The organism is Algoriphagus mannitolivorans DSM 15301 (assembly GCF_000429425.1).
GTDB lineage: Bacteria > Bacteroidota > Bacteroidia > Cytophagales > Cyclobacteriaceae > Algoriphagus > Algoriphagus mannitolivorans.
In genome coordinates this window covers 360,630-383,870 of record NZ_AUBV01000004.1, presented here as the reverse complement: position 1 = coordinate 383,870, position 23,241 = coordinate 360,630, and the positions used below count along the sequence as shown (strand labels likewise).

Genomic DNA, 23,241 nt, shown 5'->3' with positions numbered 1-23,241 from the left:
TTACGCTGACTCTATGGAATTTAGGAAAGAGGCCTGATTTATAATCTTTAAAGTTTGATTTTGGCAACAAGGATCATTTTTGGTTCAAGGCAGTAAAATGCCTGAAAAAGGCAGCAATGGTCTCGATACCGATGAAATAGTTTTTTACCCCATAATGTTCATTTGGAGAATGCAAAGCATCTGTATCTAAACCAAAACCAAATAGAATCGGGTCCGACCCTAGCTCCTTTTGAAACAAAGCAACAATGGGAATCGAACCTCCTTCACGGGTGGGGATCGGTCTTTTTCCAAAGGTCTCTTGCATGGCTGCCTCTGCTGCTTGGTAGCCTACTGAAGAATCAGACACTACCGCCGGAGCACCTCCGTGATGGGCTTTTACTTTCACCTTTACTCCTGCTGGGGCGATGGATTTGAAATGGTCTTCAAACAGCTTAGCAATTTCCTGCCAGTTTTGATCAGGCACCAGGCGCATGGAGATTTTTGCATAAGCCTTTGAAGGAAGGACTGTTTTAGCTCCTTCTCCGGTATATCCCCCCCAGATTCCATTGACATCCAAGGTTGGTCGGATCCCCACCCGCTCAATGGTGGTGTATCCCTTTTCACCGTGAACAGCCTCGATTTCCAATTTGTCCTGATATTCCTTCAGGTCAAAAGGAGCCTCGTTTAGCCGCTTTCTTTGCGCGTCACTTAATTCTTGGACTTTATCATAAAATCCCGGAATCGTGATATGCTCATTTTCATCTTTGAGTGAAGCGATCATTTTGCAAAGGACATTGATGGGATTTGCTACCGCTCCGCCATAAGTCCCGGAGTGTAGATCGCGGTTGGCTCCCGTCACTTCCACCTCCATGTAGGTCAGCCCTCTCAGTCCAACGGTGATGGACGGGTCTTTCATGGAGATCATGTGTGTATCGGATATTAAAATCACGTCAGACTTCAACTTTTCCTTGTTTGCCAGGACAAAGCCTTCCAAATTATCCGATCCGACTTCTTCTTCACCTTCGATCATGAATTTGACATTACAGGTGAGTTCTCCCGCAGCCATCATCGCTTCGAATGCTTTCACATGCATGTAAAATTGCCCCTTATCATCGGCTGATCCTCGGGCAAAAATTGCCCCTTCTGGATGAATAGCGGTATTTTTGATCACTGGCTCAAATGGAGGAGAGTCCCAAAGCTCATAGGGATCGGCCGGCTGAACATCGTAATGGCCATAGATCAGAACTGTCGGTAGAGAAGGGTCGATGATCTTTTCTCCATATACGATGGGATATCCCGGGGTTTCACAGATTTCGGCCACATCAGCCCCGGCTTTTTCCAAAGATCCTTTCACAAACTGGGCAGCTGCAAAAACATCATTTTTGAATTTTGGGTCTGCGCTCACGGAAGGAATTCGAAGGAGATCCAGGAGTTCGTTTAAAAATCGGTCTTTGTTTTTTTCGATAAATGCAGCTGCTGACATATTTGGGTAAGTTTAGATTCTAAAGGCCTCAAAATTATTCCATTCGGGATGATTTGCCTAGTTTGGAAATGGTTTTTATTGATAATTAAAGGATATACGGAAATGAAGGCGATAATATGCAATGAGTTTGGAATGCCTGAAAAATTGACTTTTGGTGATTTACCTGATCCTATCCCGGCATCCAATCAAGTTTTGATTGCCGTGGAGGCTTGTGGGGTTAATTTTCCCGATGTGTTGATCATCCAAAATAAATATCAGTTTAAGCCTGAACTTCCCTTTTCCCCCGGAGGAGAAGTTGCTGGAAAGATCATTGCCAAGGGAGACCAGGTTTCCCAATTTCGGATTGGGCAGGAAGTTTTGGCTCTTTGTGGTTGGGGAGGATTTGCAGAAAAAGTGGCCGTGGATGCCGACCGGGTATTCCCATTGCCGCCTGGATTGGCTCCCGAAATTGCAGCTACCACCCTTTACACCTATGGCACTTCCTATCATGCGCTGAAAGACCGGGCAAATCTTCAGCCGGGTGAAACCTTGCTTGTCTTGGGTGCCGCCGGAGGTGTGGGTTTAGCAGCCGTGGAACTTGGAAACCTGATGGGAGCAAAAATAATTGCCGCGGCTTCCTCTGAAGAAAAGCTCCAGCTTTGTCGAGAAAAAGGAGCCTCAGAAACCATCAATTACGAATCAGAGGACTTAAAAACACGAATCAAAGAATTGACGGGAGGGAAAGGCGTGAATGTGGTTTATGATCCAGTGGGAGGAAAATTCACCGAACCAGCTCTCCGGGGAATGGCTTGGAAGGGCCGATACTTGATAGTGGGCTTTGCCAATGGGGAAATCCCTCAAATCCCGATGAATCTACCCTTGCTCAAAGGCTGCTCCATCATGGGAGTTTTTTGGGGACAGTTTTCTAAGATGGAGGCCAAAAAAAGCTTCCAGAATATCCAGCAGTTAGTAGCTTGGATTCAGGAAGGAAAAATCCGTCAGCATATCGGGAGAAGTTATACTTTGGAAGATGCTCCGCAAGCCTTGCAGGCTATTTTGGAAAGAAAAATGCTGGGCAAAGGGGTGGTGGTGATTTGATGGTTTTATTTCCCGCAGATTTTCGCAGAAAAACACACAGAAATACGCGGATAAAATCTATGAAGATCAGCGAATCAAATCCGTGTCGATCAGTGGTGAATAGATTTTTTAAAAAAAATACCATGAAAACCGTAAATCAAACTTCCGATTTTCATGGTAAAACGAGAGGAAAATCTTCCCGACTTTGTGCCTTTGTTTATGATATAAAGTCAAATTAAAAAACCCTAAAGGCTATGGGATCCGGTGTAGCATCCTTGTCTCCGGTGACAAAACCTTCTCCTCGGACACCTCCTAATAACAACATCCCAGCTACATGAGGAGTAGCCATAGAAGTGCCGCTTTTGCTTCCATAGGCATCTCCAGGCATGGTGGATTTGACACTTCTTCCAGGTGCTGCAAAATCAATGGGTGGATTTCCAAAGTTTGAGAAGGAGGAAAGTGCGCCATTGCTATCCATAGAGGAAATAGTGTAAATATTGGTTCCATTTACTCGTGCCGGAGAGTACAAGTTTGCATCTGCTGCATTGTTTCCTGCAGCGATTACGAAGAAAATTCCCTTGTTGGCAGCATTTTTTACGGCCTCATCCTGAGCCAAGCTTGCAGAGCCACCCAAACTTAAATTGGCTACATCTCCGGGTTTACCAACGGCTGCCACATGGTCAATTCCTGCAATTACCCAAGATTTTTGACCACTGCCAGTTGGTCCGAGGACTTTGATTGGTACGACAGGAGCACCTGCTGCTACGCCAACTACCCCAAAAGTATTGTTAACAGCGGCAATGGTTCCAGCCACGTGAGTTCCATGGCTGTGCTCATCGTCTAGGGTGGTACTCACCTCATCCGGAACCCCTTTAAAGCCTAAAGCGGTATTCACATTCAAATCCACATGATCCAAATCGATACCGGTGTCTATGACAAAGGCAACGTTAGTTCCTCTGTAAGTTGAAAATCCACCGATTCTCTGGATTCCCCAAGGTACTTCCTGTGTTGGGGCGGAAGTTTCAGGCTCATAGGGAGTAGGTGAGGGATCAGGCGTAGGGTCTGGAGTTGGATCGGGCGTAGGATCTGGAGTTGGTTCAGGCGCAGGCTCGGGGTTTTTATTACCCCCTTTTCCATTTCCTTTTCCTCCTCCCCCATTTTCAGGCTTTCCAAGTGTAATGATTTCATCTTGTTCGATATAATATACTCTGGAGTCTTTTCGAAGCGCATCAACTTGTTCTGGACTCAGTTTGGCCGAAAACCCCTCTAGAGCTGCGGCATAGGTAAGTTGTATCTTGTCCGCAGAAATCTTGTGCGTTGCCAAAATATCTCCGGCAAATTTTCTCATCGAAGCCTGATCTGACGGATAATGATTTGTTTTTCTGAAGTTTAGCGTCAAGGGATTTAATCGGACAATGTATTCCCCTGGGATTGACTCAGAATAGAATTCCAAGGCATTATCCTGTTCTTCCAATACAGGGGACTCCAAATCCTGACAACCTATCAGGAACAAAAGCAGAAATGATCCTTTCAAGAACTTCTTTACCAAGTCAAATTGAGTAGTCGTATTTTTCATAAGACATTATAATTAGGTGATATACAGTTATTTGCTCTTTGATTTTAGAGATAAAAAAACCGCCTCCTTGGGAAGGGAGGCGGTCAATTCCGCGCTAAAAATGCCTGGAGTTTCACAGGCCATTTGAATTCGGACTATATGCATATTGGAGTGATAAACTGACCAAATGTATTTTTTGGAAAGAATAAATCAAAACAAAATTTTATAAATTTTTGAATAACAAAATATAATTCTTGATCTGCTTTTTTTCGTATATGAAAGTACCGACAATGATCGAATAGAAGCTCTATCCCAAGGAGATGACTTCTTCAAAAAGATCAAGGGATTATAAAAAGAGGAGATTCTATTGGTAAGCTATAAGAGTAAAAAAGTGGAATCTAAGGGATTCGAACCCATGACCTCTGCTCTGTCAAAGCAGCGCTCTAAACCAACTGAGCTAAGATTCCAAATTGTTTTGCGAATATAGATAACCCTCCAAGGGTTCGCAACCCTTGGAGGGTTTTTACTTATACAAAACTCTCCCGTAAATACTTCGCGGTGTAATTTCCCTCTTCCTTCGCCAAATCTTCCGGAGTTCCGGCAAAGGTCAAATACCCACCTTTATTTCCTCCTTCGGGACCTAAATCAATCACCCAATCGGCAGATTTGATGACCTCCGTATTGTGCTCGATAATGAGGACCGAGTGTCCTTGGTCAATCAGCGCATTGATGGAATGAAGCAATTTGCTGATGTCATGAAAGTGAAGGCCGGTGGTCGGCTCGTCGAAAATAAAAAGAATATGATCTCCGCTTTTCGTCCCACCTTTTCCCAGGAAGGAGGCCAATTTCACCCGTTGAGCTTCTCCTCCGGAAAGGGTATTCGAACTTTGACCCATGCCGATGTAACCCAATCCTACTTCCTGCAGAGGTTGCAGGCGGTTGATAATCTGGTTTTTTCCCTTGAAAAACTCCAAGGCCTCGTCAATGGTCATAGCCAACACTTCTGAAATATCCTTGTCCTTGTATTTGACCTCCAGAATTTCATTTTTAAATCGCTTGCCTTTGCAGGATTCGCAAGTCAAGTGGATATCAGCCATAAACTGCATTTCCACCGTGGTGGTACCCTCGCCCTGACATCCCTCGCAGCGCCCCCCATCCACATTGAAGGAGAAAAATGCAGGTTTGTACCCTCTTTGTTTACTCAATGGTTGTTCAGCAAATAGATTTCGGATAGCATCGTAGGCCTTGACATAGGTTACAGGATTGGAGCGGGAGGATTTCCCGATAGGATCCTGATCTACAAATTCTACCTGGGTAATTCGTTTGTAATCTCCTTCAATTCGGTCGTATTTTCCTCCTTCATCGATTACTGTTCCCAGCATTTTTCCCAAAGCAGGATAAAGTACCTTTTTGATCAAAGTGGACTTTCCTGAGCCTGATACACCAGTGACTACAGTTAGGGTATTGAGAGGAAATTGGACGGTCAGGTTTTTCAGGTTGTTTTCTCTGGCACCTTTCACGGTGATAGAGTCTTTCCATTTCCTGTTTCCGGATTTTTCAAAAATCTTCTCCTCTCCTCTCAGGTATTTGGCGGTATAAGTTTTTCCCGACAGGATTAAGTCTTCAATTTTACCTTGGAAAAGCAATTCACCTCCATGTATCCCTGCATCCGGACCGATGTCGATGATTTGGTCGGAAGCTTTCATGACTTTTTCCTCATGCTCTACCACAATGACGGTATTGCCGAGCTCTTTGAGACTTTTCAAGACACCTACTAATCTGTCGGTATCTCTTGGGTGAAGACCAATGCTGGGTTCGTCGAGAATATACATGGAGCCCACCAAGGCAGAGCCTAAGGAAGTGGCAAGTTTGATTCGTTGATACTCCCCTCCGGAAAGGGAGGAAGTAAGCCGATTCAGGGTCAAATAACCTAGACCCACCTGATCCATAAATTCCAATCGGCTCGTGATTTCTTTGAGCAGGCGATTGGCAACTTTGGCCTCGTGGGGTCTGAGTTGAAGATTGTTGAAAAAATCCAAGGCCTCTTCGATCGGCATCAATACCAAATCTGTGATTGACTTTTCGCTAATTTTCACGAAAGAGGCATCTTTTCGTAGCCTGGTTCCCCGGCAGTCCGGGCAGGTAGTTCTTCCCCGAAACCTGGAGAGCATCACCCGATATTGGATTTTATACGTTTTGGTTTCCAGATCTTCAAAGAATGCGTTGAGACCTTTGAAGTATTTATTACCAGTCCACAGCAGTTCCTGCTCTTTCTCGGTCAGTTCGTTGTAGGATCGATGTATCGGGAAATCGAACTCAATGCCTTTTTTCAACAAGGGTTCCAGCCATCCTTTGGCACTTTCTCCTCTCCATGGTGCAATGGCCCCTTCATATACCGAAAGATCCTTGTCTGGAATTACCAAGTCTTGATCTATCCCCAGCACATTTCCAAAACCCTCACATCGTTTGCAGGCTCCATAGGGATTGTTGAAGGAGAAGAAGTTTACCGATGGTAATTCAAAGCTAATTCCGTCTAGCTCAAATCGGTCCGAAAACGAACGTGTTTCCAGCTCGGGAATGGTGATTTTACAGTCTCCGTGTCCTTCAAATAGGGCTGTTTGCACAGAATCCGCGATTCGAAACTGGTTGTCTTCGTCGTCTTTTCTTACCGAAGCGCGGTCGATCAGAATTTCATATTTGCCCTTAGGAACTTTCTTTTCACCAATCAAATCCTCCACAAAATAGACCTCTCCATCGATCAGAATCCGGGTGTATCCTTTTTGCAACAAAAGCTCAAGTTCTTGCTCGATTTTTCTCCCTTTTACTATCTGCAAGGGGCAGGAAATCATCACTTTGGTGCCTTCTTCAAAAGAGAGGATATAATCCACGATATCCGTAACCGTATGATGTTTGACTTCCTTTCCGGAGATTGGAGAATAGGTTTTGCCTACTCTTGCGAAAAGCAACTTCAGGTAATCGTAGATTTCTGTGGTGGTGCCGACGGTGGAACGAGGATTTTTGGTGCTGACCTTTTGTTGAATGGCAATGGCAGGAGCTACGCCTTTGATGTATTCCACATCCGGTTTTTCCATTCTGCCCAAAAATTGGCGGGCATAGGAGCTAAGACTTTCCACATACATTCGCTGCCCCTCGGCAAAAAGGGTGTCAAAAGCCAAGGAGGATTTTCCTGAACCTGAAAGTCCCGTCACCACCACAAATTTGTTTCGGGGAATGGCAACACTTAGGCTTTTGAGGTTATTGACCCGGGCGTTTTTGATAATGATATACTCTTTGGGATCGAGGGAATCGAGATCTTGGATAGCTGGTAAAGTGCTCAAAGTCATAGCTGGCAAAGTTAACAATCAAACAGGGGAACTGGTAAGAAAGTTGGAATCTTGTGGGAAATTGTTGGGACAACCTTTTACTTGTTCAGAGAATTTGAGCTTGGGTAATATTTTGAAATCTTTCAATTTTCCAATCTTCAAATTATTATCCTTTTCTTCGCAGCATGGATTTTCAATTTCTTCTGGATGGACTGGCAGAAGGTCTTAAAAACATGACCTGGCTCGAAGCTGTGGCCGTGTTCTTTGGCATAGCCTCGGTCTTTTATTCCATGAAGGAACATATCTGGGTTTACCCGACCGGGATTATTTCTACCCTTATTTATGTTTGGATCTGCCTGCAATACAAGCTATATGCAGATATGGGGATCAATGCCTATTACTTCACTATGTCCATTTACGGCTGGTATGTTTGGACTCATCCCAAAGACAATCAACCTGTCCTGCCTGTGACTTGGCTGAGTCCAAAAGGATGGTTGAGTGCAGGGTTGATTTTTCTGGCTTCTTACATTTCCCTCTCCTTTGTTTTGAGCAATTTCACGGATAGTGATGTTCCCTATTGGGACTCTTTCACCACGGCATCAGCTTTTGTGGGCATGTGGATGATGGCCAAGAAGAAGGTAGAAAACTGGATTTTTTGGATCATTACGGACTTGGTGTCAGTTCCTCTTTATTTCTACAAAGGCCTAATTCTGACTTCATTCCAGTTTATGTTCTTCACCGTTCTGGCATTTATGGGATTATTTGCCTGGATCAAATCCGCCAAAGCCTATGCAAGAGCCTAAGCGAATTTTGATCTTGGGTCCTGAATCCACGGGGAAAAGCACTCTTGCGGAGGATTTGGCAAATTATTTTGGAGAGCCTTGGGTTCCCGAATATGCTAGGGAATATTTGGAAAAACTGGGAAGGGAATACCGCTATGAGGATTTGGCAGAGATCGGAAAAGGACAAATTTTCCAAGAGGACCGGCAAGCTCAAAAAGCAAAGAAACTCCTTTTCTGCGATACGGATTTGCGAGTTATCCACATTTGGTCTGAGCATAAATATGGGAAAACCGATCCATGGGTAATGGATCAAATTTCAAAAAGGAAATACGATTTGATTCTGTTGACAGATACCGATCTGCCATGGGAGCCGGACCCCCTGAGGGAATACCCTGAGCTAGAAATGCGAGAATATTTTTTTGAAAAATATCTCAACCTGGCGCGTGGAAGCGGATTCCCGTTTTTGATCGTGTCAGGAAATAAAGAATCCCGACTCCAATCTTCTGTAGAGGCAATTAAGAATCTGGGGTATTAATCTTTCAATTTTCCAATCTTGTAATCTTACCATCTGCTTACCACTTCCTCAATGCCAGGGTAGCGGCTTCCACTAATTTGATCTGATCTGAATGAGCATTATTGTTTAGGACAATGATGGTTTTGTTCTCTTCCATAAACCGAACGAGGATAGTTTTATACCCTGGGTTGTCACCCGTGTGCATGACCATTTTTCCAAAAGGGCTTTTGGGCTCCAGCTCCCATCCAAATCCGTAAAAACTACGGGTTCCATCATTCAGAATGAAGGGAGAAAAGGCTTCTTCCAACGTCTTTTTGGTCACCAGATTTTCCGTGTAAAGTGCCTGATCCCAAAGCAATAAATCCCGGGCGGTACTGCTGACTCTTCCCGGACCTTTTCTTCCTCCCAGCCAGACGGTGTAGTCGGAAGCATGAAATTTATTGGCGTTGACATAGTTACCGCCATTATCTATTAAATGTCCGGCGGCAAAGTTGGATATCGAAGCCTTTTCCTCCAGAGTCCGGATATCGGTGTTTTTCATCCCTAAAGGCCTGAAAATCCATTCTCTCGAAAGCTCAATAAAATCCCTTCCGCTAGCTTTTTCTGCGATACTGGCCAAAAGCACATAGCCTGTGTTGCTGTACGTGTATTTTTCCCCGGGCTCAAAAAGTTTCGGTGGAGAATATCGATTGAGATACTCCAAAATGTCCTGATTGGTAGCCACCTTGCTTTTGTCCCAGTGAGCGTCCATGATCGCTTGATAGTCCGGTAGTCCACTGGTATGGGTTAATAGATTTCTGATGCTGATCCCAGAATAGGGAATCTTAAGATACTTATCCACTGGGTCATCCAAGTTTAGCAGTCCTTTTTCCATACACTGCAAAATCACCATGGCGGTAAACTGCTTAGAAACCGAAGCCATCTCAAAAATATCCGTTGCCTCAAGCGGAATCATTTCCTCAAAAGACCGTAAGCCGATTGCTCGTTCCATTAAGATTTTTCCATCTTCAGCGACCAAAACGACTCCTGAAAATCCCTGAACTTGCGCCTGTTGAATGGCGGACTCCATGATTTTTTTCTGTCCTAATACCGAGCCTAGGACAAGAAAAAGAAGGAAAAGAAGTGTGGATAACTTTTTCATTTTACAGAAGAATGGCGATGAATAAATTCAAAAGTAGCGCTCAGGGCATTGACCCAATTCCGGTGTAGAAGGAAGAAGTGAACCTCATCCGGAAATACGATTTGCTCTACATGCACTCCCTGCCTCCGAAGCACTTCAGCAAGCTCAACGCTTTCGGAAAAAAGAACATTCCTGTCATCGTCTCCATGAATTAATAGGACGGGGTCCTCCCACTTATCCACATAGGCAATAGGGGATGATTTGAATGCCAATGCTGCCATTTCTGGAAATTTCTCCGGCTCATACCAAGGAGCAAATACCGGAATATCATTGTTCCAATTATGTACCCCATGAATATCCACGCCCACGTGAAATTTCTCCGGTGCTTGGGAAAGCGCATGTGCGGTCATATATCCCCCATAGCTTCCCCCCCAAGGGGCAATTCTGGACTTATCCACATCTGGTCTGGAGGCCAGGTATTCTGCGGCAGCCATCAAATCCTGTACTTCACTGGCTCCTCCGGCTCCGTAATTTTCTGCCTCCCGGAAATCCATCCCATAGCCAATTCCACTTCGGTAATTCAAGGTAAGTGCAATGTAGCCTTGGGAGGCAAAGTATTGCTGGGCAGCATAAGTGTTGGAATAGTATGCTCCATAGTTGTATCCCAGAAGCATTTGTCGTCTGCTGCCTCCATGAATGAAGATCACTGCGGGATATTTTTTGGAAGGCTCATAATCCTTGGGTAAGAAGACTTGTCCAAAGCTTTCGAAGCCATCTTTTGCCTTCAATCGAATCGGGATGGGTTGTGCATGGAATTTTGGAAAGTTATTGGGAAAAAAATCCTGAGCTAATGCCTGAGTTTTACCATTGACCTGGACCATCGGCCAGCCGGGTTTGTTCCAATCGGAAGAGAAGAAAGCAATCCCATTTTCAATCTTTACCGCCCCCCAATTGATGGTTTTTGGGTCACTGAGCAAATTCAAAGAAAATGTGGATAAGTCGAGTTGAGATACCTGTCTTCTGTCAATGTTTCCAATGTTATGCATGACCAGCAGGGAGTTTCCATCTTGGGATTGATGGATCCATTCCACCTGGCCTTCGCCGGGAGTTAGGTGTTTGAGCGCTTTCGTTTCTGGATGGATGGCATACAGGTGCATCCAATTATTTTTTTCCCATGAAAATATCAGGGAACCGTCTTTTGCCCACCAAAGCCTTTCTCCTTGAGCCGGAAGGTCATCCACCATCACGGACCCTCTACCGGGATCAGCTTTCCAAACTTCCTTTCCCTGCCACTTATCCACATCAAACACTCGGATGCTCCATGGGTTAGCCTGGGTGATAGCGGTAAAAGGAAGTAGGTTGTTAATATTGGGAATTCGCAGGTAGGCTAGCTTTTTTCCGTCCGGATTCCAAGCTGGATAGGAATCAAAATCCAAACTGGTTTCTGCATATTTCAATTCTTTTTTTGCCAAATCCCAAAGGCCGACATAGGAGTGATCTCCCCTTTGGGACACAAAACTCAAATACTTCCCATCTGGAGAAAATCCCATCATCGAAGCACTTCCCCTAGCGGTGAAAAGCTGGTTGGTAGAGGACGTGGTGTCCTGAAGAGCCTTGAGATACACGGCCCCTCCGATTAAAAATGCTACCTGATTTCCATCCGGGCTGAATACCGGCGAGGCTCCCGGGGCAAACCAGCGATGCTTACCAGAACTTAGATCCAAGGCAAAAATTTTCTTATCCGTGTTGAACTGCAGCTGGGCTGGATTTGCAGCCTGACCGGAAGAGTTTCTGGAATTCCCACGGACGAATAGAAGTGTTTTTCCATCAGGGGAAAAAGTAAGTGGTCCCAGATCCAAACCTTCATCTCCTTTAAAGTCTGTTAGTTTTTGGGTTGAAAAATCAGGAGCATTAGCTATGAAAATATTTCGCTCACCTTGGTCATTGAACACCCAAGCGATGGTTTTTCCGTCAGGGCTCGCAGTGAGGTAGCTTGGAAAAGGTGCGGAGAGATAATCTGCCATACTTTGGGCCTGCAGGACAAAGGGGCAAATCAGAAGGAGAAAGAGAAAAAGATATTTTTTCATGAGTCGGTGGTTTTGATGAAGTTAAGCATCCCACCGCTCCAGTACAAGTTGGTTTTCACCTTTGATTTGGTCACCCGTTCCATTGGGATAATCTTATTCTCAAAAGCAATAATATTTCTTTAGCTTATTGATTCTTAAACCCTATGACCTATGAAAAAAACCTTCATCCTATTGGTAGGGCTTTTCCTGATTTCAGTGGAAGGCCATTCCCAGCTTTCCCAAGCTCAGCGGGACAGTATCAATCAACTCACGCAGGCGGATCATCGCCTGATGATGGATCGCCTGGGCCTTGAAAGCCTCCGCCCGGGACCCTCCGGGAATCCCCAAGCACCCAATGCTGCCAATACAGATGAGAGCAAGGTTAAGTTGGTCAACCTTCCCGATCCGCTAGTCTTTGAAGATGGAGCTCCAGTGAAAAATGTGGAGGATTGGAAAAAGAGGAAACAGGAGTTGTTCGAATTGTTTGATCGGGAGATGTATGGACGGACGCCGCAAAATTTACCTGAGGTGAATTGGGAAATAGTCTGGGAAAAAGATTCCCTGATTGGTGAGACCTTGACTCGATACCGGAAAATGAAAGGGCTTGTGGATAACTCAGCTTTTCCGGAGATTTCAGTATCCATAGATTTTGAATATGGCGTGCCAAAAAATGTGGATAAGTCTGTGCCCCTTGTTCTGGAATTTGGATGGATCTGGCCTGCCGGCATGCAAAGACCAACATCCCCTCCCGGTCCAAGTTGGCAGGAGCAAGTGTTGGCAGAAGGCTGGGGTTTTGGAGTCATTATCCCCACCAGCTACCAAGCGGACAACGGGGCAGGACTTCGATCTGGAATTATCGGATTGGTCAATAAGGGAAAGCCTAGAAAATTAGAGGATTGGGGCACGCTGAAGGCCTGGGCTTGGGGAGCTAGCCGTGCATTGGATTTTTTGGCAACCGATTCCAAAATAAATGCTCAAAAAGTGGTGATTGAGGGATTGTCCCGATATGGCAAAGCAGCCTTGGTGACCCTTGCTTACGATGATCGATTTTCAATGGGATTGATCGGTTCCTCAGGCGCTGGTGGAGCCAAATTGCTGAAAAGAGTCTTCGGAGAGCAGATTGAAAACTTGGCTTCTTCGGGAGAGTATCATTGGTTTACACCGAACTTTATCCGATATGCGGGGCCAATGACTCAAGATGATTTGCCTATCGACGCACATGAGCTGATAGCCTTGTGTGCTCCTAGGCCAATGTTTATTTCTGTGGGCTCCCCGACTGTGGAGGGACAGTGGATAGACGGAAAAGGAATGTTTGATGCAGCAGTATTGGCCGGGCCGGTTTATGAACTTTTTGGGAAAAAACCATTGCCCGTTCGGGAATTTCCACCTTTGGGCACAAATTTGAATTCAGGGGATTTGGCCTTTCGGCAGCATGAAGGCGGACATACCGTAGGTCCAAATTGGCCGTTTTTCATCGTGTGGGCGGAAAGGTATTTGGGGAAATAAATTAGGAATTAGGAATTAGGAATTAGGAATTAGGAATTAGGAATTAGGAATTAGGAATTAGGAATTTTGATTCTGGAGATCATGAAATAAAGATGATGTTCAATAGGTTTATCTTTTTCTTTCTGATTTGGCTTTACCCTGTTTTTGGGTTTTCTCAGGAAAAAAAGCTCGTTTTTATTATTCTGGACGGGATACCGGCAGAGGAGCTCGAATTGGCTAATACTCCGAATTTGGATCGAATTGCAAAAGCAGGAGGATATGCACGCGCTTTTACCGGAGGTGAAAAGGGAGGCAAAACCGAAACCCCGACCATTTCCGCGGTGGGATACAATTCGCTTTTGACAGGTACGTGGGCTAATAAGCACCAAGTCTGGGATAATGATATCAAGGCTCCTGATTATAGCTATTGGACCATATTTCGACTTTTTAGAGAAGCCAAGCCCTCAGCAAAACTTGGTATTTTCTCTACTTGGGAAGACAACCGAACCAAGCTGCTTGGAGAAGGGCTTAAGGAAACCGGAGGATTTAAATTGGATTTTGTTTTTGATGGTTTTGAAAAAGATACCCTGACTTATCCACATGATTCGGATAAGCAATACATCCAGAAAATTGACAACTTGGTTTCCTACGAGGCAGCTCATATCCTTCAAACGGAGGGACCGGATTTGTCTTGGGTTTATTTGGAATATACCGACGACATGGGACATCGGTTTGGAAAAAGTCCTCAACTGAGTTCGGCCATCGAGCTGGCCGATCAGCAAGTGGGCCGAATTTGGGAAGCGATACAGTTTCGGGAAAAAAATTATAATGAGGAGTGGTTGATCTGGATTACCACGGATCATGGAAGGCGCGCGCCTGATTTTAAGGATCATGGGGGCCAAAGTGATTCGGAGCGTGAGATTTGGATGTTGACTAATTTTTCCAATTTGAATTCCAGGTTCCATTCAGGAAAAGCTTCCATGGTGGATATCCTGCCTACCTTGATTGATTTTTTGGAAGTCTCTGTTCCGGAGGCGCAAAGCAAAAACTGGGATGGGGAAAGTCTTCTAAATAAGAATTAGCATAAAAATGAAAAAAGGCTCGAGATCAAATCCCGAGCCTTTAATGGGTTAATCCATTCCGCCTTTACGGTTGGGTGATCTTGGGGTCGGCCATTCGGTAGGCTCCCCTGTTCTGAAGTTCAATGGAACTCTCTTTTCTCTAGAAACCATTTCTGGTTCCTCGCAAGCCATATAGACCATAATTGCGGCAAGGACAGCATTGCTTCTTACGTCGTCAAATACAATCTTGTCGTAGGTGTCCATATTGGTATGCCAAGTCTGTGTGCCATAATCCCAGCTCAAGGAGCTTAAGTTAAACGCAGGCACTCCTGCTGCTACGAAGGAGGCATAGTCGGATCCCCCTCCGCCGGGGTTACCAGGAAAATCCAAATCGATTTCAGACCTGATTTCTCTAGGAACTTTGTTCAGCCAACGACCTAAGTACTCGTAGCTATGCACAAAGCCCTGGCCGGAAAGGTTTGCAACACGCCCGGTTCCGTTATCCTGGTTGAAAAGAACCTGGATTTTATCCATCATTTCGGGATGATCTTCCACAAAACCTCTAGAGCCATTCAGACCTTGTTCTTCCGATCCCCAATGGCCCACCAAGATGGTTCTTTTTGGGTTTGGATATACTTGCTTCAAAATCCGCATCACTTCCATCATCAGGATGGTTCCGGTTCCGTTGTCAGTGGCTCCGGTTCCCCCGTCCCAAGAGTCAAAATGTGCAGAAAGCATCACGTATTCCTCGGGCTTTTCTGAACCTTTGATTTCGGCAATGGTATTGAACGTAGGCTGGACTCCCGTTTCTTTGGATTGGGCATTCAAATGAATTTGAGGCTTTTTGCCACTTTCAGCCAATCGGAAAAGCATGCCATAATCTTCCAAAGAAAGGTCAACAGTTGGAACCTTCTTGGTGGAAGCAGAGAAAATTTTATTAGCTCCAAAGGCTCTGGACCAATAGGAGGTGATGATACCTGCCGCCCCAGCATTTTCCAATGCAATAGGCAAGTCTCTCCTGTTTTTGCCGGTCTTTTGGAGGCGGGTATTCCAAGCAGACTCCACTTTAGACTGATCAGCTTTGATTTTTTCTTGAGATTCTTTGGTTCCCCATTTTTCCCAGTTGTATTCCGGTCTGCCGGTGAGTTGAGGAGCAGAGATCATCACATACTTTCCTTTCACTGTCGGCAACCACTTCTGAAACGCCAAGGAATCTGCAAACTCCGGTAAAATCACGACTTCTCCGGTTACTCCTCCTTTTGGAGAAGATGGACTCCAGGCCAATTGAGTACCTGCCAAGGACTTGGTCCAAGGAGCAATCATGTCGATGTGGGTGATGCCTCTTTCCCAACCTCTCCATTCTCCCCACTTTTCATTGCGGGCTGGAATTCCCCAAGACTGGTATTTCTGGACTGCCCAATCGTGGGCTTTCTGCATTTGAGGAGAGCCGACCAGTCGAGGTCCCACTCCATCCATTAATTCATGGGCCAAAACCTCCAGCTTGGAGTTTTCATTAGCCTCCTTGATGATGGCATTGATGACTTCCTGGCTTTGAGCCTGAACTTGTCCAGTCAACAAAAGCATCAACCCGAGACCATACAGGTACACTTTTTTCATATTGATTTAGTTTAGAAATTAAAAATAGGCTCACTTCAGATATTTTGCATACCGTTGGTGGAAAGAGGATTTTTTACGGCCCTTTTTTATTCAGAACCAGCACAGTCCAGTACTGATTTTTGTCAGGAAAGGCCCTTTTTCCAACCGACCAAAGCATTTCTGCTTGGCAATTGTCAGAGTTTTGGACTTACTTTAATTCCTTGTTGAAACCCAATGCCTCTATGCAAACCCAAAATAATTCAAATGTCTTTTTATTGAGTCTCCTGGAATCCAGAGCTGAGGCCAAATCCTTGGAATGGCTGAAAAATCAGGCTGAAAAAGTAAGCCAAGATGGTGCTGCTACGAAGTTTTTTCTGGCGTTCTCCCAGGCGTCCCGATTTTTCAAAAAAGAGGCTTTAGCACTCACTGATTCGGAGAGGAAAGCAGCTGCTGAGTTGGGTCCCGGTTTTGACCCGAGTCATTGGGATTGCCTGCAAACTGCCCGAACTTTCATTTTACTTCATTTTCCTCAGGAAAAAGACTCTTGGTTTAAAGCCATCAACCAGCTTTTTGAAACTGGGGATTACCATGAACAGCAGGCTTTGTATGCCGCATTGCCCTTGATGCCATTTCAGGATGATTTGCTCAGCCGGGCTATCGATGGCTGCCGAACCAATATGACCGTGATTTTTGACGCTATCGCTTTGAATAATCCTTATCCGAAAGAGCGATTTCCGGAGGCCAACTGGAATCAGATGGTTTTGAAATCGATCTTTATGCAGCGTCCGATATATCGGATTCAAGGATTGGATGATCGGAGAAACCAAGCCTTAGCCGAAATTGCATCAGATTTTGCCCATGAGAGATGGGCAGCCGGAAGGCCAGTGATGCCGGAATTATGGAGACTGGTGGTTCCTTTTGTGAATGAAAACCTACTTGAAGATTTGAAAAAAGTCGTCTTCTCAGAAAATCAATTGGAGGCCGAAGCCGGAGTTATGGCGATATATCAATGCTCCTATCAGCCCGCAAAAAACCTGCTTCAATCTTTCCCTGAGTTGGTTTCGGCTATTGAGTACGGTGAAATTACCTGGGAAAAAATCGGGAAGGACTTTGAATCTCAAAAAGCCTGATCCTGGTCAAAATTCTTAATTTTAAAATCCTCACGCTTAATAAATCAATGATGGAAATGTACATAGATCCCCATATTCACCTAGTATCCCGTACCACTGATGACTACGAAGCCATGCGAAAAGCTGGAATTGTGGCCACCATCGAGCCTGCGTTTTGGCTGGGGCAGCCTCGGACCGAAGTTGGTTCCTTCAAGGATTATTTCAGCACCTTGGTCGGCTGGGAAAGATTTCGGGCAAGCCAGTTTGGAATTGTACACTATTGCACCATGGGGCTAAATTCCAAAGAAGCCAACAATATCCCTTTGGCAGAACAGGTGATGGAATTACTTCCGCTCTATGCCGGCAAAGAAGGAGTGGTAGCCATCGGAGAGATTGGGTACGATGACCAGACGGAAGCTGAGGACAAATTCTACCGATTACAGTTGGAGCTGGCCAAAGATGTCAATCTGCCGGTTTTGATTCATACCCCTCACCGAGACAAAAAGCGAGGAACTACCCGATCTATGGATGTGGCAGAGGAGCATGGAATGGATCCGGGATGGGTGGTAGTTGACCACAATAATGAGGAGACCGTGAAGGAGGTTTTGGATCGGGGATTTTGGGCAGCATTTACTATTTATCCACATACCAAAATGGGTTCGGAAAGAATGGTAGAGATCGTCAAGCAATATGGGCCAGAGCGGATTATCGTCAATTCTGCGGCAGACTGGGGGATTTCTGATCCTTTGGCCGTACCCAAAACGGCCAACTTGATGCGTAAAATGGGAATTCCCGAAGAGCATGTTCGCATGACGACCTATTCTAATGCCTTGACAGTTTTTGGCCTGAGTGGACAAATGCATGAAGACGACTGGTTGAAAGCACCGCCTATTGATCAAACCAAAAAAATGGGAGGTAACTCCGTACTTCGTGGAGGACAGGTGCCCAGAGTCGAAGGCCCAGCGGATCGTGTGGAGAATTAATCCATGAAGAAAACATCACTCTTCGCCTATTTACAACTTACTCGCCCTGCAAATGTAATTACCGCAATTGCAGATATCTGGGCGGGTTTTGCCATTGCCGGAGCTTGGTCTTTTATGCAGGCTGACCTTCAGCTGGGAACTCAGTCCTTTTGGCAAAATCTTCTCTGGCTTTCATTGAGTACAATTGGATTGTATGCGGGAGGGGTGGCCTTTAACGATATTGCGGATGCCGAACTGGATGCTATTGAGCGTCCCGAACGTCCTATACCCAGCGGTAGGGCATCCAAAAAAGTTGCTTTTGGGATGTCCTCCCTGCTCCTGGTTTTTGGAATTTGCTGTGCTTTTCAGGTCAATCAAGTTGCCGGATTTTTAGCCTTTATCATTGCTGCTTGTGCGGTGCTGTATGATTATTGGGGGAAGCATCAATTTCTTCTGGGGCCAGTGAACATGGGATTATGCCGCATGGGCAATCTGCTTTTAGGAGTGAGTGTGGCTCCTGAGGTATTGAGCAAAGCCTGGCCAGTTGGGTTTTTACCTTTGATTTATGTGGCATCGATCACGATGATCAGTCGAGGAGAAGTGCATGGAAAAAACAGAAAGGCTCTCTACGTCGGAGGAAGTATGTATGCCCTGATTCTCTTTGCGATATTGGTTTTGGCCAACTTGGAAAGGCCAGGAAACTGGGAAGTTATTCCATTCTTAATTTTATTGGGAGGAATGATCTTCCCTCCTTTGGTGAAAGCTATTCGAACCCAAGAGCCCAAATTCATTGGGAAGTCTGTAAAGGCGGCGGTGATTTCCTTGATTTTGGTGAATGCTTCTTTGGCCACTGCTTTTTCTGATTGGACCATTGGAATATTGGTATTGATCCTTCTTCCAATTTCCCTTTGGTTAGCCAAAAAATTTGCCGTAACCTGAGCTAGATTTAAACCAATTTTCCCGCATAATTGTCTTTAGGGTGGGAAAAAGCCCGAATAACCTATTGCCTAATCCTATGAATACGATTCTCGAACAATCCTTTTCGGTTCCATTTCGCTATCCCGTCGCGTTTACAGAGAATCTATTTGATCCCCAAAACCGTATTCTGGCCAATGTATTGCGAGGTCAGCGAGTGCCCAAAGTTTTATTTGTCCTGGATAGTGGAGTTTCAGACTTTCATCCGAATCTGATTCAGGGCATAAAAAATTATGCTTCTGTCCATTCCGAGGTGTTTTCTATGGCTGCAGAGCCGATGGTGGTACCAGGAGGAGAAGCCTGTAAAAATGAGGAGTCCAGCTATCAAAAGATCGTGGAGGCCACTCACCTTTATGGCATAGACCGGCATTCTTACATTGCTGTGATCGGAGGAGGCGCTGTCTTGGATATGGTGGGATTTGCAGCAGCGATTTCCCATCGCGGGATTCGACTAGTCCGTATCCCTACCACTGTTTTGTCCCAAAATGATTCAGCTGTCGGAGTCAAGAACAGCATCAATGCCTTTGGGAAAAAGAATTATCTAGGGACTTTCACACCCCCTACCGCTGTTCTGAATGACTTCAATTTTTTGACTACTCTGGAAGACAGGGACTGGAGAGCGGGGCTTTCGGAGGCGATCAAAGTAGCCTTGATTAAAGACCTAAGCTTCTTCGAATGGTTGGAGGAAAAGGCAGAAGCCTTGGCCAAAAGAGAAATGAAACCGATGCAGGAGCATATCATTCGCTCTGCCAAAATGCACATGGACCACATTGCAGGGAAAGATCCCTTTGAGTTTGGCTCAAGTCGGCCTTTGGATTTTGGTCATTGGGCGGCACATAAGTTGGAAAAGCTCAGTGATTTTCGCATTCGACATGGAGAGGCCGTGGCTATTGGGATTGCCTTGGATTCAGCCTATTCGTATTTGCAAGGAAGGATTTCAAGTGAAGACCTCAATAGGATCTTGGTTTTGATGCGGACTTTGGGTTTTGATTTGTTTGTACCTGAGCTTCAAGGAGAGAATCTTGTTCAGGGGCTAAAAGAATTTCAGGAGCATTTAGGGGGTCAGTTGACGATAATGCTTTTGGAAAAACTGGGGAAAGGCATTGAAGTCCATGAAATGGATCACCAACTCATTCATAAATCTGTAGAATTACTTCGTACTTTGGAGACCAAGTCTGAATTGATCTCCACCTGAATTTTTTGCCTATGAATATCCACGATTTCCACCTGAGTTATTGCAGCAATATCCATCCAGGTGAAAGCTGGAATGCGACTTTTGAAAATCTCAAAATCTACATTCCCGAAGTCAAAAACAGGCTCAAGCACAAAGGTCCCTTTGGGATAGGTTTGCGACTTTCTCACGAGGCCTCTCTTATTTTGGAAAAACCGGAAAAGCTGAAGGAATTTCAGGATTGGCTCAAAAAAGCCAATGCCTATGTTTTTACGCTCAATTGCTTTCCGTATGGGGGGTTTCACCGAACTAAGGTAAAAGAGAAGGTCCATGCTCCGGATTGGACGACGGCTGAGCGCAGAGATTATACCATTCGGTGCTTTCGGATACTCGCCCAATTGCTTCCAGAAGGTATGGAGGGTGGAATTTCTACCTCTCCGATATCCTATCGGCATTGGTTTTCTACTGAAATAAAGAAAACAGAGGCCATGGAAAAAGCTACTCATCATCTATTGGAGGTGGTGGAGGAATTGGCCAAAATCCATCAGGAAACCGGCAAGTTACTTCACTTGGACATTGAGCCGGAGCCGGATGGGATCTTGGAAAACTCCGATGAGCTGGTTTGGCTTTTTGACCAATGGCTGCTTCCAAAAGGGCGTCAAATCCTTTCTGAAAAGTTGAAGATTTCAGCAGATGAATCCGAGGCATTGATCAAAACTCATCTTCAAGCTTGTTATGATGTTTGTCATTTTGCCATTGTTTATGAAACTCCTGCGGATACATTCGCCAAACTGGCCAAGGCGGGTATCAAAATCGGGAAAATTCAAATTTCTGCTGCATTGAAGGCATTGCTTCCTGCTACTCCGAATGGACGCTTCAGCTTAGGGAAGCGTTTACAAGAGTTTGCAGAGTCAACCTATCTTCATCAGGTAGTTGCAAGGAATGAGTCGGGGGGCTATACCTCCTATTCAGATCTACCTCAAGCACTGGAACATCTTCCTAATACTGCTGAAAAAGAATGGAGAATTCATTTTCACGTTCCTGTGTTTTTGGAGAATTATGGGACATTTCAATCTACCCAGGAGGAAATTTCAATTGTGCTCAAGGAAATTTTATCCCATCCAAATCTGACCCGGCATTTGGAAGTGGAAACCTATACTTGGGAAGTTCTTCCCGCAGACACTCATTTGACCTTGGGCGAATCGATTGCCAGGGAATTGAGTTGGGTGATGGAGGAGATAAAGCGAGAGTAGGCACCTCGACAAGCTCGGTGACCAATGAATTTACGAATTCAGATTTACGATTTACGAGGGGCAGAAGGGTTTTAAACTTTTTGTCGAAGCCAAACCTTTTTGAAGGTAAGTGCTGAAGTTCGTTTTCAGGTCGGAGATCGTAAATCAAAAATCGTAATTATGAGAATTACTGAATTTGGGATGACCAAATGATTTAAAAATTATGAAAAAAACTGTCGTTCTAGATATAGTTGCCTTGTCTCCACGAGTGATCGGAGAGCATACCCCATTTTTGAAAAAGTGGATTGAGTCCAAGCAAAAGGCTATCGTGGAACCGGTGTTACCGGCAGTTACTTGCTCTGCTCAATCGGTTTACCTGACCGGAAAATGGCCATCAGAAAATGGCATCGTGGGCAACGGTTGGTATTTTCAGGACGAGTGTGAAATCAAATTTTGGAGACAATCCAACAAATTGGTTCAGGCTGAGAAAGTTTGGGATGTTCTCAAAAAGGAGAATCCGGACTTTACGGTTGCGAATCTGTTTTGGTGGTACAACATGTATTCCACAGCAGATTATGCAGTAACCCCACGGCCACTTTATCCTGCTGATGGACGCAAGCTTCCAGATTGTCATACCCAACCCATGGAGTTGCGTGATCGCCTACAGGCAGAGCTGGGACAGTTTCCCCTCTTCACCTTTTGGGGACCAAATACTACCATTGAGTCCAGTAGATGGATTGCCGAGGCGGCCAAAAAGGTGGAGGAATGGTATCAGCCAACATTGAACCTGATCTACATTCCGCATCTGGATTACAACTTGCAGAAGTACGGCATCGATTTTTCCAAAATCTCCAAAGATCTCCGGGAAGTGGACGGCTTGGCCAAAGATCTGATTACCTTTTTTGAAAATCGCGGGGTTCAAGTGCTTTTGCTTTCGGAATACGGGATCACCTCTGTGAGCAAGCCGGTTCATCTCAACCGGATTTTTCGGGAAAAAGGCTGGATTCAAGTGAAAGACGAATTAGGATTGGAAACCTTAGACGCCGGCACCTCGGCTGTTTTTGCGGTAGCTGATCATCAAGTCGCCCATGTTCACGTTAATGATCCTTCCAAACTTGCCGAGGTCAAAGCAATACTCGAAAAGACTCCCGGTGTGGAAAAAGTGCTGGATGCCCAAGGCAAAAATGACTACCATATCAACCATTCCCGTTCAGGGGATTTGGTGGTAATTGCCGATAAAGATTCCTGGTTTACTTACTATTTCTGGCTGGACGATGCCAAAGCGCCTGACTATGCGCGCTGCGTGGATATCCATCGCAAACCCGGGTACGATCCGGTCGAGTTGGTTCTCGATCCCGCGATTAAGATTCCGATCCTGAAAATCGGTTCTAAGGTGCTGAAGAAAAAGCTAGGGTTCCGTTACCTGATGGATGTGATTCCCTTGGATGCGACCTTGGTAAAGGGGGCGCATGGTAGAATTCCGGAATCAGATCTGGATAAGCCAATTTTTGTCTGTGATCAAAGCCTTAATTCTGCAGATACACTCGCTCCAACCTCCGTGTTTGACGTGATTCTGAAAGCTGTACGAGGTTAAATAAATCTCCAGTATTGTTTTTTAGTTGACAATCGTTTTCTTAGTAGAAAAATTATTTTCTATGAGAAAGCTGTATTTGTTTCTTTTTGCCCCAGTGATTTTTTCAATTGAAGGCAAGCTTTGGTCCTTTGTCAATGTGGACGACGAATTGGGTTTTGCGGTGATCGATTTTAAATTT

At 45.1% G+C, this 23,241-nt stretch carries 17 protein-coding genes and 1 tRNA gene; 11 read left to right on the top strand and 7 right to left on the bottom strand.

The window, feature by feature from the left end:
* Window positions 1–73: 73 nt before the first annotated feature.
* Window positions 74–1,462 (bottom strand): dipeptidase, encoded by a 1,389-nt coding sequence (locus G458_RS0104330; protein ID WP_026950820.1) that lies wholly within the window; start codon window positions 1,460–1,462, stop codon window positions 74–76.
* A 102-nt stretch (window positions 1,463–1,564) separates the two neighbouring features.
* Between G458_RS0104330 and G458_RS0104325 the strand changes: the two genes are divergently transcribed.
* Window positions 1,565–2,539, top strand: coding sequence for an NADPH:quinone oxidoreductase family protein (locus G458_RS0104325; RefSeq protein WP_026950819.1), 975 nt, complete (start codon window positions 1,565–1,567; stop codon window positions 2,537–2,539).
* Between the two features lie 214 nt (window positions 2,540–2,753).
* Here G458_RS0104325 and G458_RS0104315 read toward each other — a convergent pair whose 3' ends face one another.
* From G458_RS0104315 to uvrA, 3 genes are all read right to left on the bottom strand, one after another.
* The gene (locus tag G458_RS0104315) at window positions 2,754–4,094 is read right to left on the bottom strand and encodes a S8 family serine peptidase (RefSeq protein ID WP_051287018.1); all 1,341 of its coding nucleotides are present in this window, start codon (window positions 4,092–4,094) and stop codon (window positions 2,754–2,756) included.
* A gap of 371 nt (window positions 4,095–4,465) precedes the next feature.
* Window positions 4,466–4,540 (bottom strand) — tRNA-Val (locus G458_RS0104305).
* Window positions 4,541–4,600: 60 nt separating this feature from the next.
* Complete coding sequence (uvrA, locus tag G458_RS0104300; protein ID WP_026950817.1) at window positions 4,601–7,417, bottom strand: excinuclease ABC subunit UvrA; 2,817 nt, start codon at window positions 7,415–7,417, stop codon at window positions 4,601–4,603.
* A 164-nt stretch (window positions 7,418–7,581) separates the two neighbouring features.
* On the opposite strand from uvrA, the gene pnuC reads away from it, so the two are divergent.
* Complete coding sequence (gene pnuC, locus G458_RS0104290; RefSeq protein WP_026950816.1) at window positions 7,582–8,199, top strand: nicotinamide riboside transporter PnuC; 618 nt, start codon at window positions 7,582–7,584, stop codon at window positions 8,197–8,199.
* The gene (locus G458_RS0104285) at window positions 8,186–8,713 is read left to right on the top strand and encodes an AAA family ATPase (RefSeq protein WP_026950815.1); all 528 of its coding nucleotides are present in this window, start codon (window positions 8,186–8,188) and stop codon (window positions 8,711–8,713) included. The genes pnuC and G458_RS0104285 overlap by 14 nt, the downstream gene beginning before the upstream one ends.
* Window positions 8,714–8,750: 37 nt before the next feature.
* Here the strand turns inward: G458_RS0104285 and G458_RS0104280 are convergent, their stop codons facing one another.
* Window positions 8,751–9,833, bottom strand: coding sequence for a serine hydrolase domain-containing protein (locus G458_RS0104280; protein WP_026950814.1), 1,083 nt, complete (start codon window positions 9,831–9,833; stop codon window positions 8,751–8,753).
* The gene (locus G458_RS0104275; RefSeq protein WP_026950813.1) at window positions 9,830–11,899 is read right to left on the bottom strand and encodes a S9 family peptidase; all 2,070 of its coding nucleotides are present in this window, start codon (window positions 11,897–11,899) and stop codon (window positions 9,830–9,832) included. The genes G458_RS0104280 and G458_RS0104275 overlap by 4 nt, the downstream gene beginning before the upstream one ends.
* A gap of 150 nt (window positions 11,900–12,049) precedes the next feature.
* On the opposite strand from G458_RS0104275, the gene G458_RS0104270 reads away from it, so the two are divergent.
* Both G458_RS0104270 and G458_RS20170 read left to right on the top strand, forming a co-directional pair.
* Entirely contained in the window at window positions 12,050–13,384 is a 1,335-nt protein-coding gene (locus G458_RS0104270) for a glucuronyl esterase domain-containing protein (protein ID WP_026950812.1), read from the top strand.
* A gap of 92 nt (window positions 13,385–13,476) precedes the next feature.
* Entirely contained in the window at window positions 13,477–14,445 is a 969-nt protein-coding gene (locus tag G458_RS20170) for an alkaline phosphatase family protein (protein WP_084438813.1), read from the top strand.
* Between the two features lie 48 nt (window positions 14,446–14,493).
* Here G458_RS20170 and G458_RS0104260 read toward each other — a convergent pair whose 3' ends face one another.
* On the bottom strand, window positions 14,494–16,041 hold the full coding sequence (locus G458_RS0104260; protein ID WP_026950811.1) for a M20/M25/M40 family metallo-hydrolase: 1,548 nt from the start codon (window positions 16,039–16,041) through the stop codon (window positions 14,494–14,496).
* Window positions 16,042–16,262: 221 nt separating this feature from the next.
* Here G458_RS0104260 and G458_RS0104255 point away from each other — a divergent pair, with 221 nt between their 5' ends.
* The 6 genes from G458_RS0104255 (at window position 16,263) to G458_RS0104230 (ending at window position 23,063) form a co-directional block, all read left to right on the top strand.
* On the top strand, window positions 16,263–17,150 hold the full coding sequence (locus tag G458_RS0104255; protein WP_026950810.1) for an EboA domain-containing protein: 888 nt from the start codon (window positions 16,263–16,265) through the stop codon (window positions 17,148–17,150).
* A 50-nt stretch (window positions 17,151–17,200) separates the two neighbouring features.
* A complete protein-coding gene (locus G458_RS0104250; protein ID WP_026950809.1) occupies window positions 17,201–18,112 on the top strand; it encodes a TatD family hydrolase in 912 nt (303 codons plus the stop codon).
* A gap of 3 nt (window positions 18,113–18,115) precedes the next feature.
* Window positions 18,116–19,030: a UbiA-like protein EboC gene (eboC, locus tag G458_RS0104245; RefSeq protein ID WP_026950808.1), complete on the top strand. Its 915-nt coding sequence runs from the start codon at window positions 18,116–18,118 to the stop codon at window positions 19,028–19,030.
* A 76-nt stretch (window positions 19,031–19,106) separates the two neighbouring features.
* Window positions 19,107–20,261 (top strand): 3-dehydroquinate synthase, encoded by a 1,155-nt coding sequence (locus G458_RS0104240; RefSeq protein ID WP_026950807.1) that lies wholly within the window; start codon window positions 19,107–19,109, stop codon window positions 20,259–20,261.
* Between the two features lie 11 nt (window positions 20,262–20,272).
* Window positions 20,273–21,490: a metabolite traffic protein EboE gene (gene eboE / locus G458_RS0104235; RefSeq protein ID WP_026950806.1), complete on the top strand. Its 1,218-nt coding sequence runs from the start codon at window positions 20,273–20,275 to the stop codon at window positions 21,488–21,490.
* Window positions 21,491–21,692: 202 nt separating this feature from the next.
* Window positions 21,693–23,063, top strand: a complete 1,371-nt coding sequence (locus tag G458_RS0104230) for an alkaline phosphatase family protein (RefSeq protein ID WP_026950805.1) — start codon at window positions 21,693–21,695, stop codon at window positions 23,061–23,063.
* Window positions 23,064–23,241: the final 178 nt, after the last annotated feature.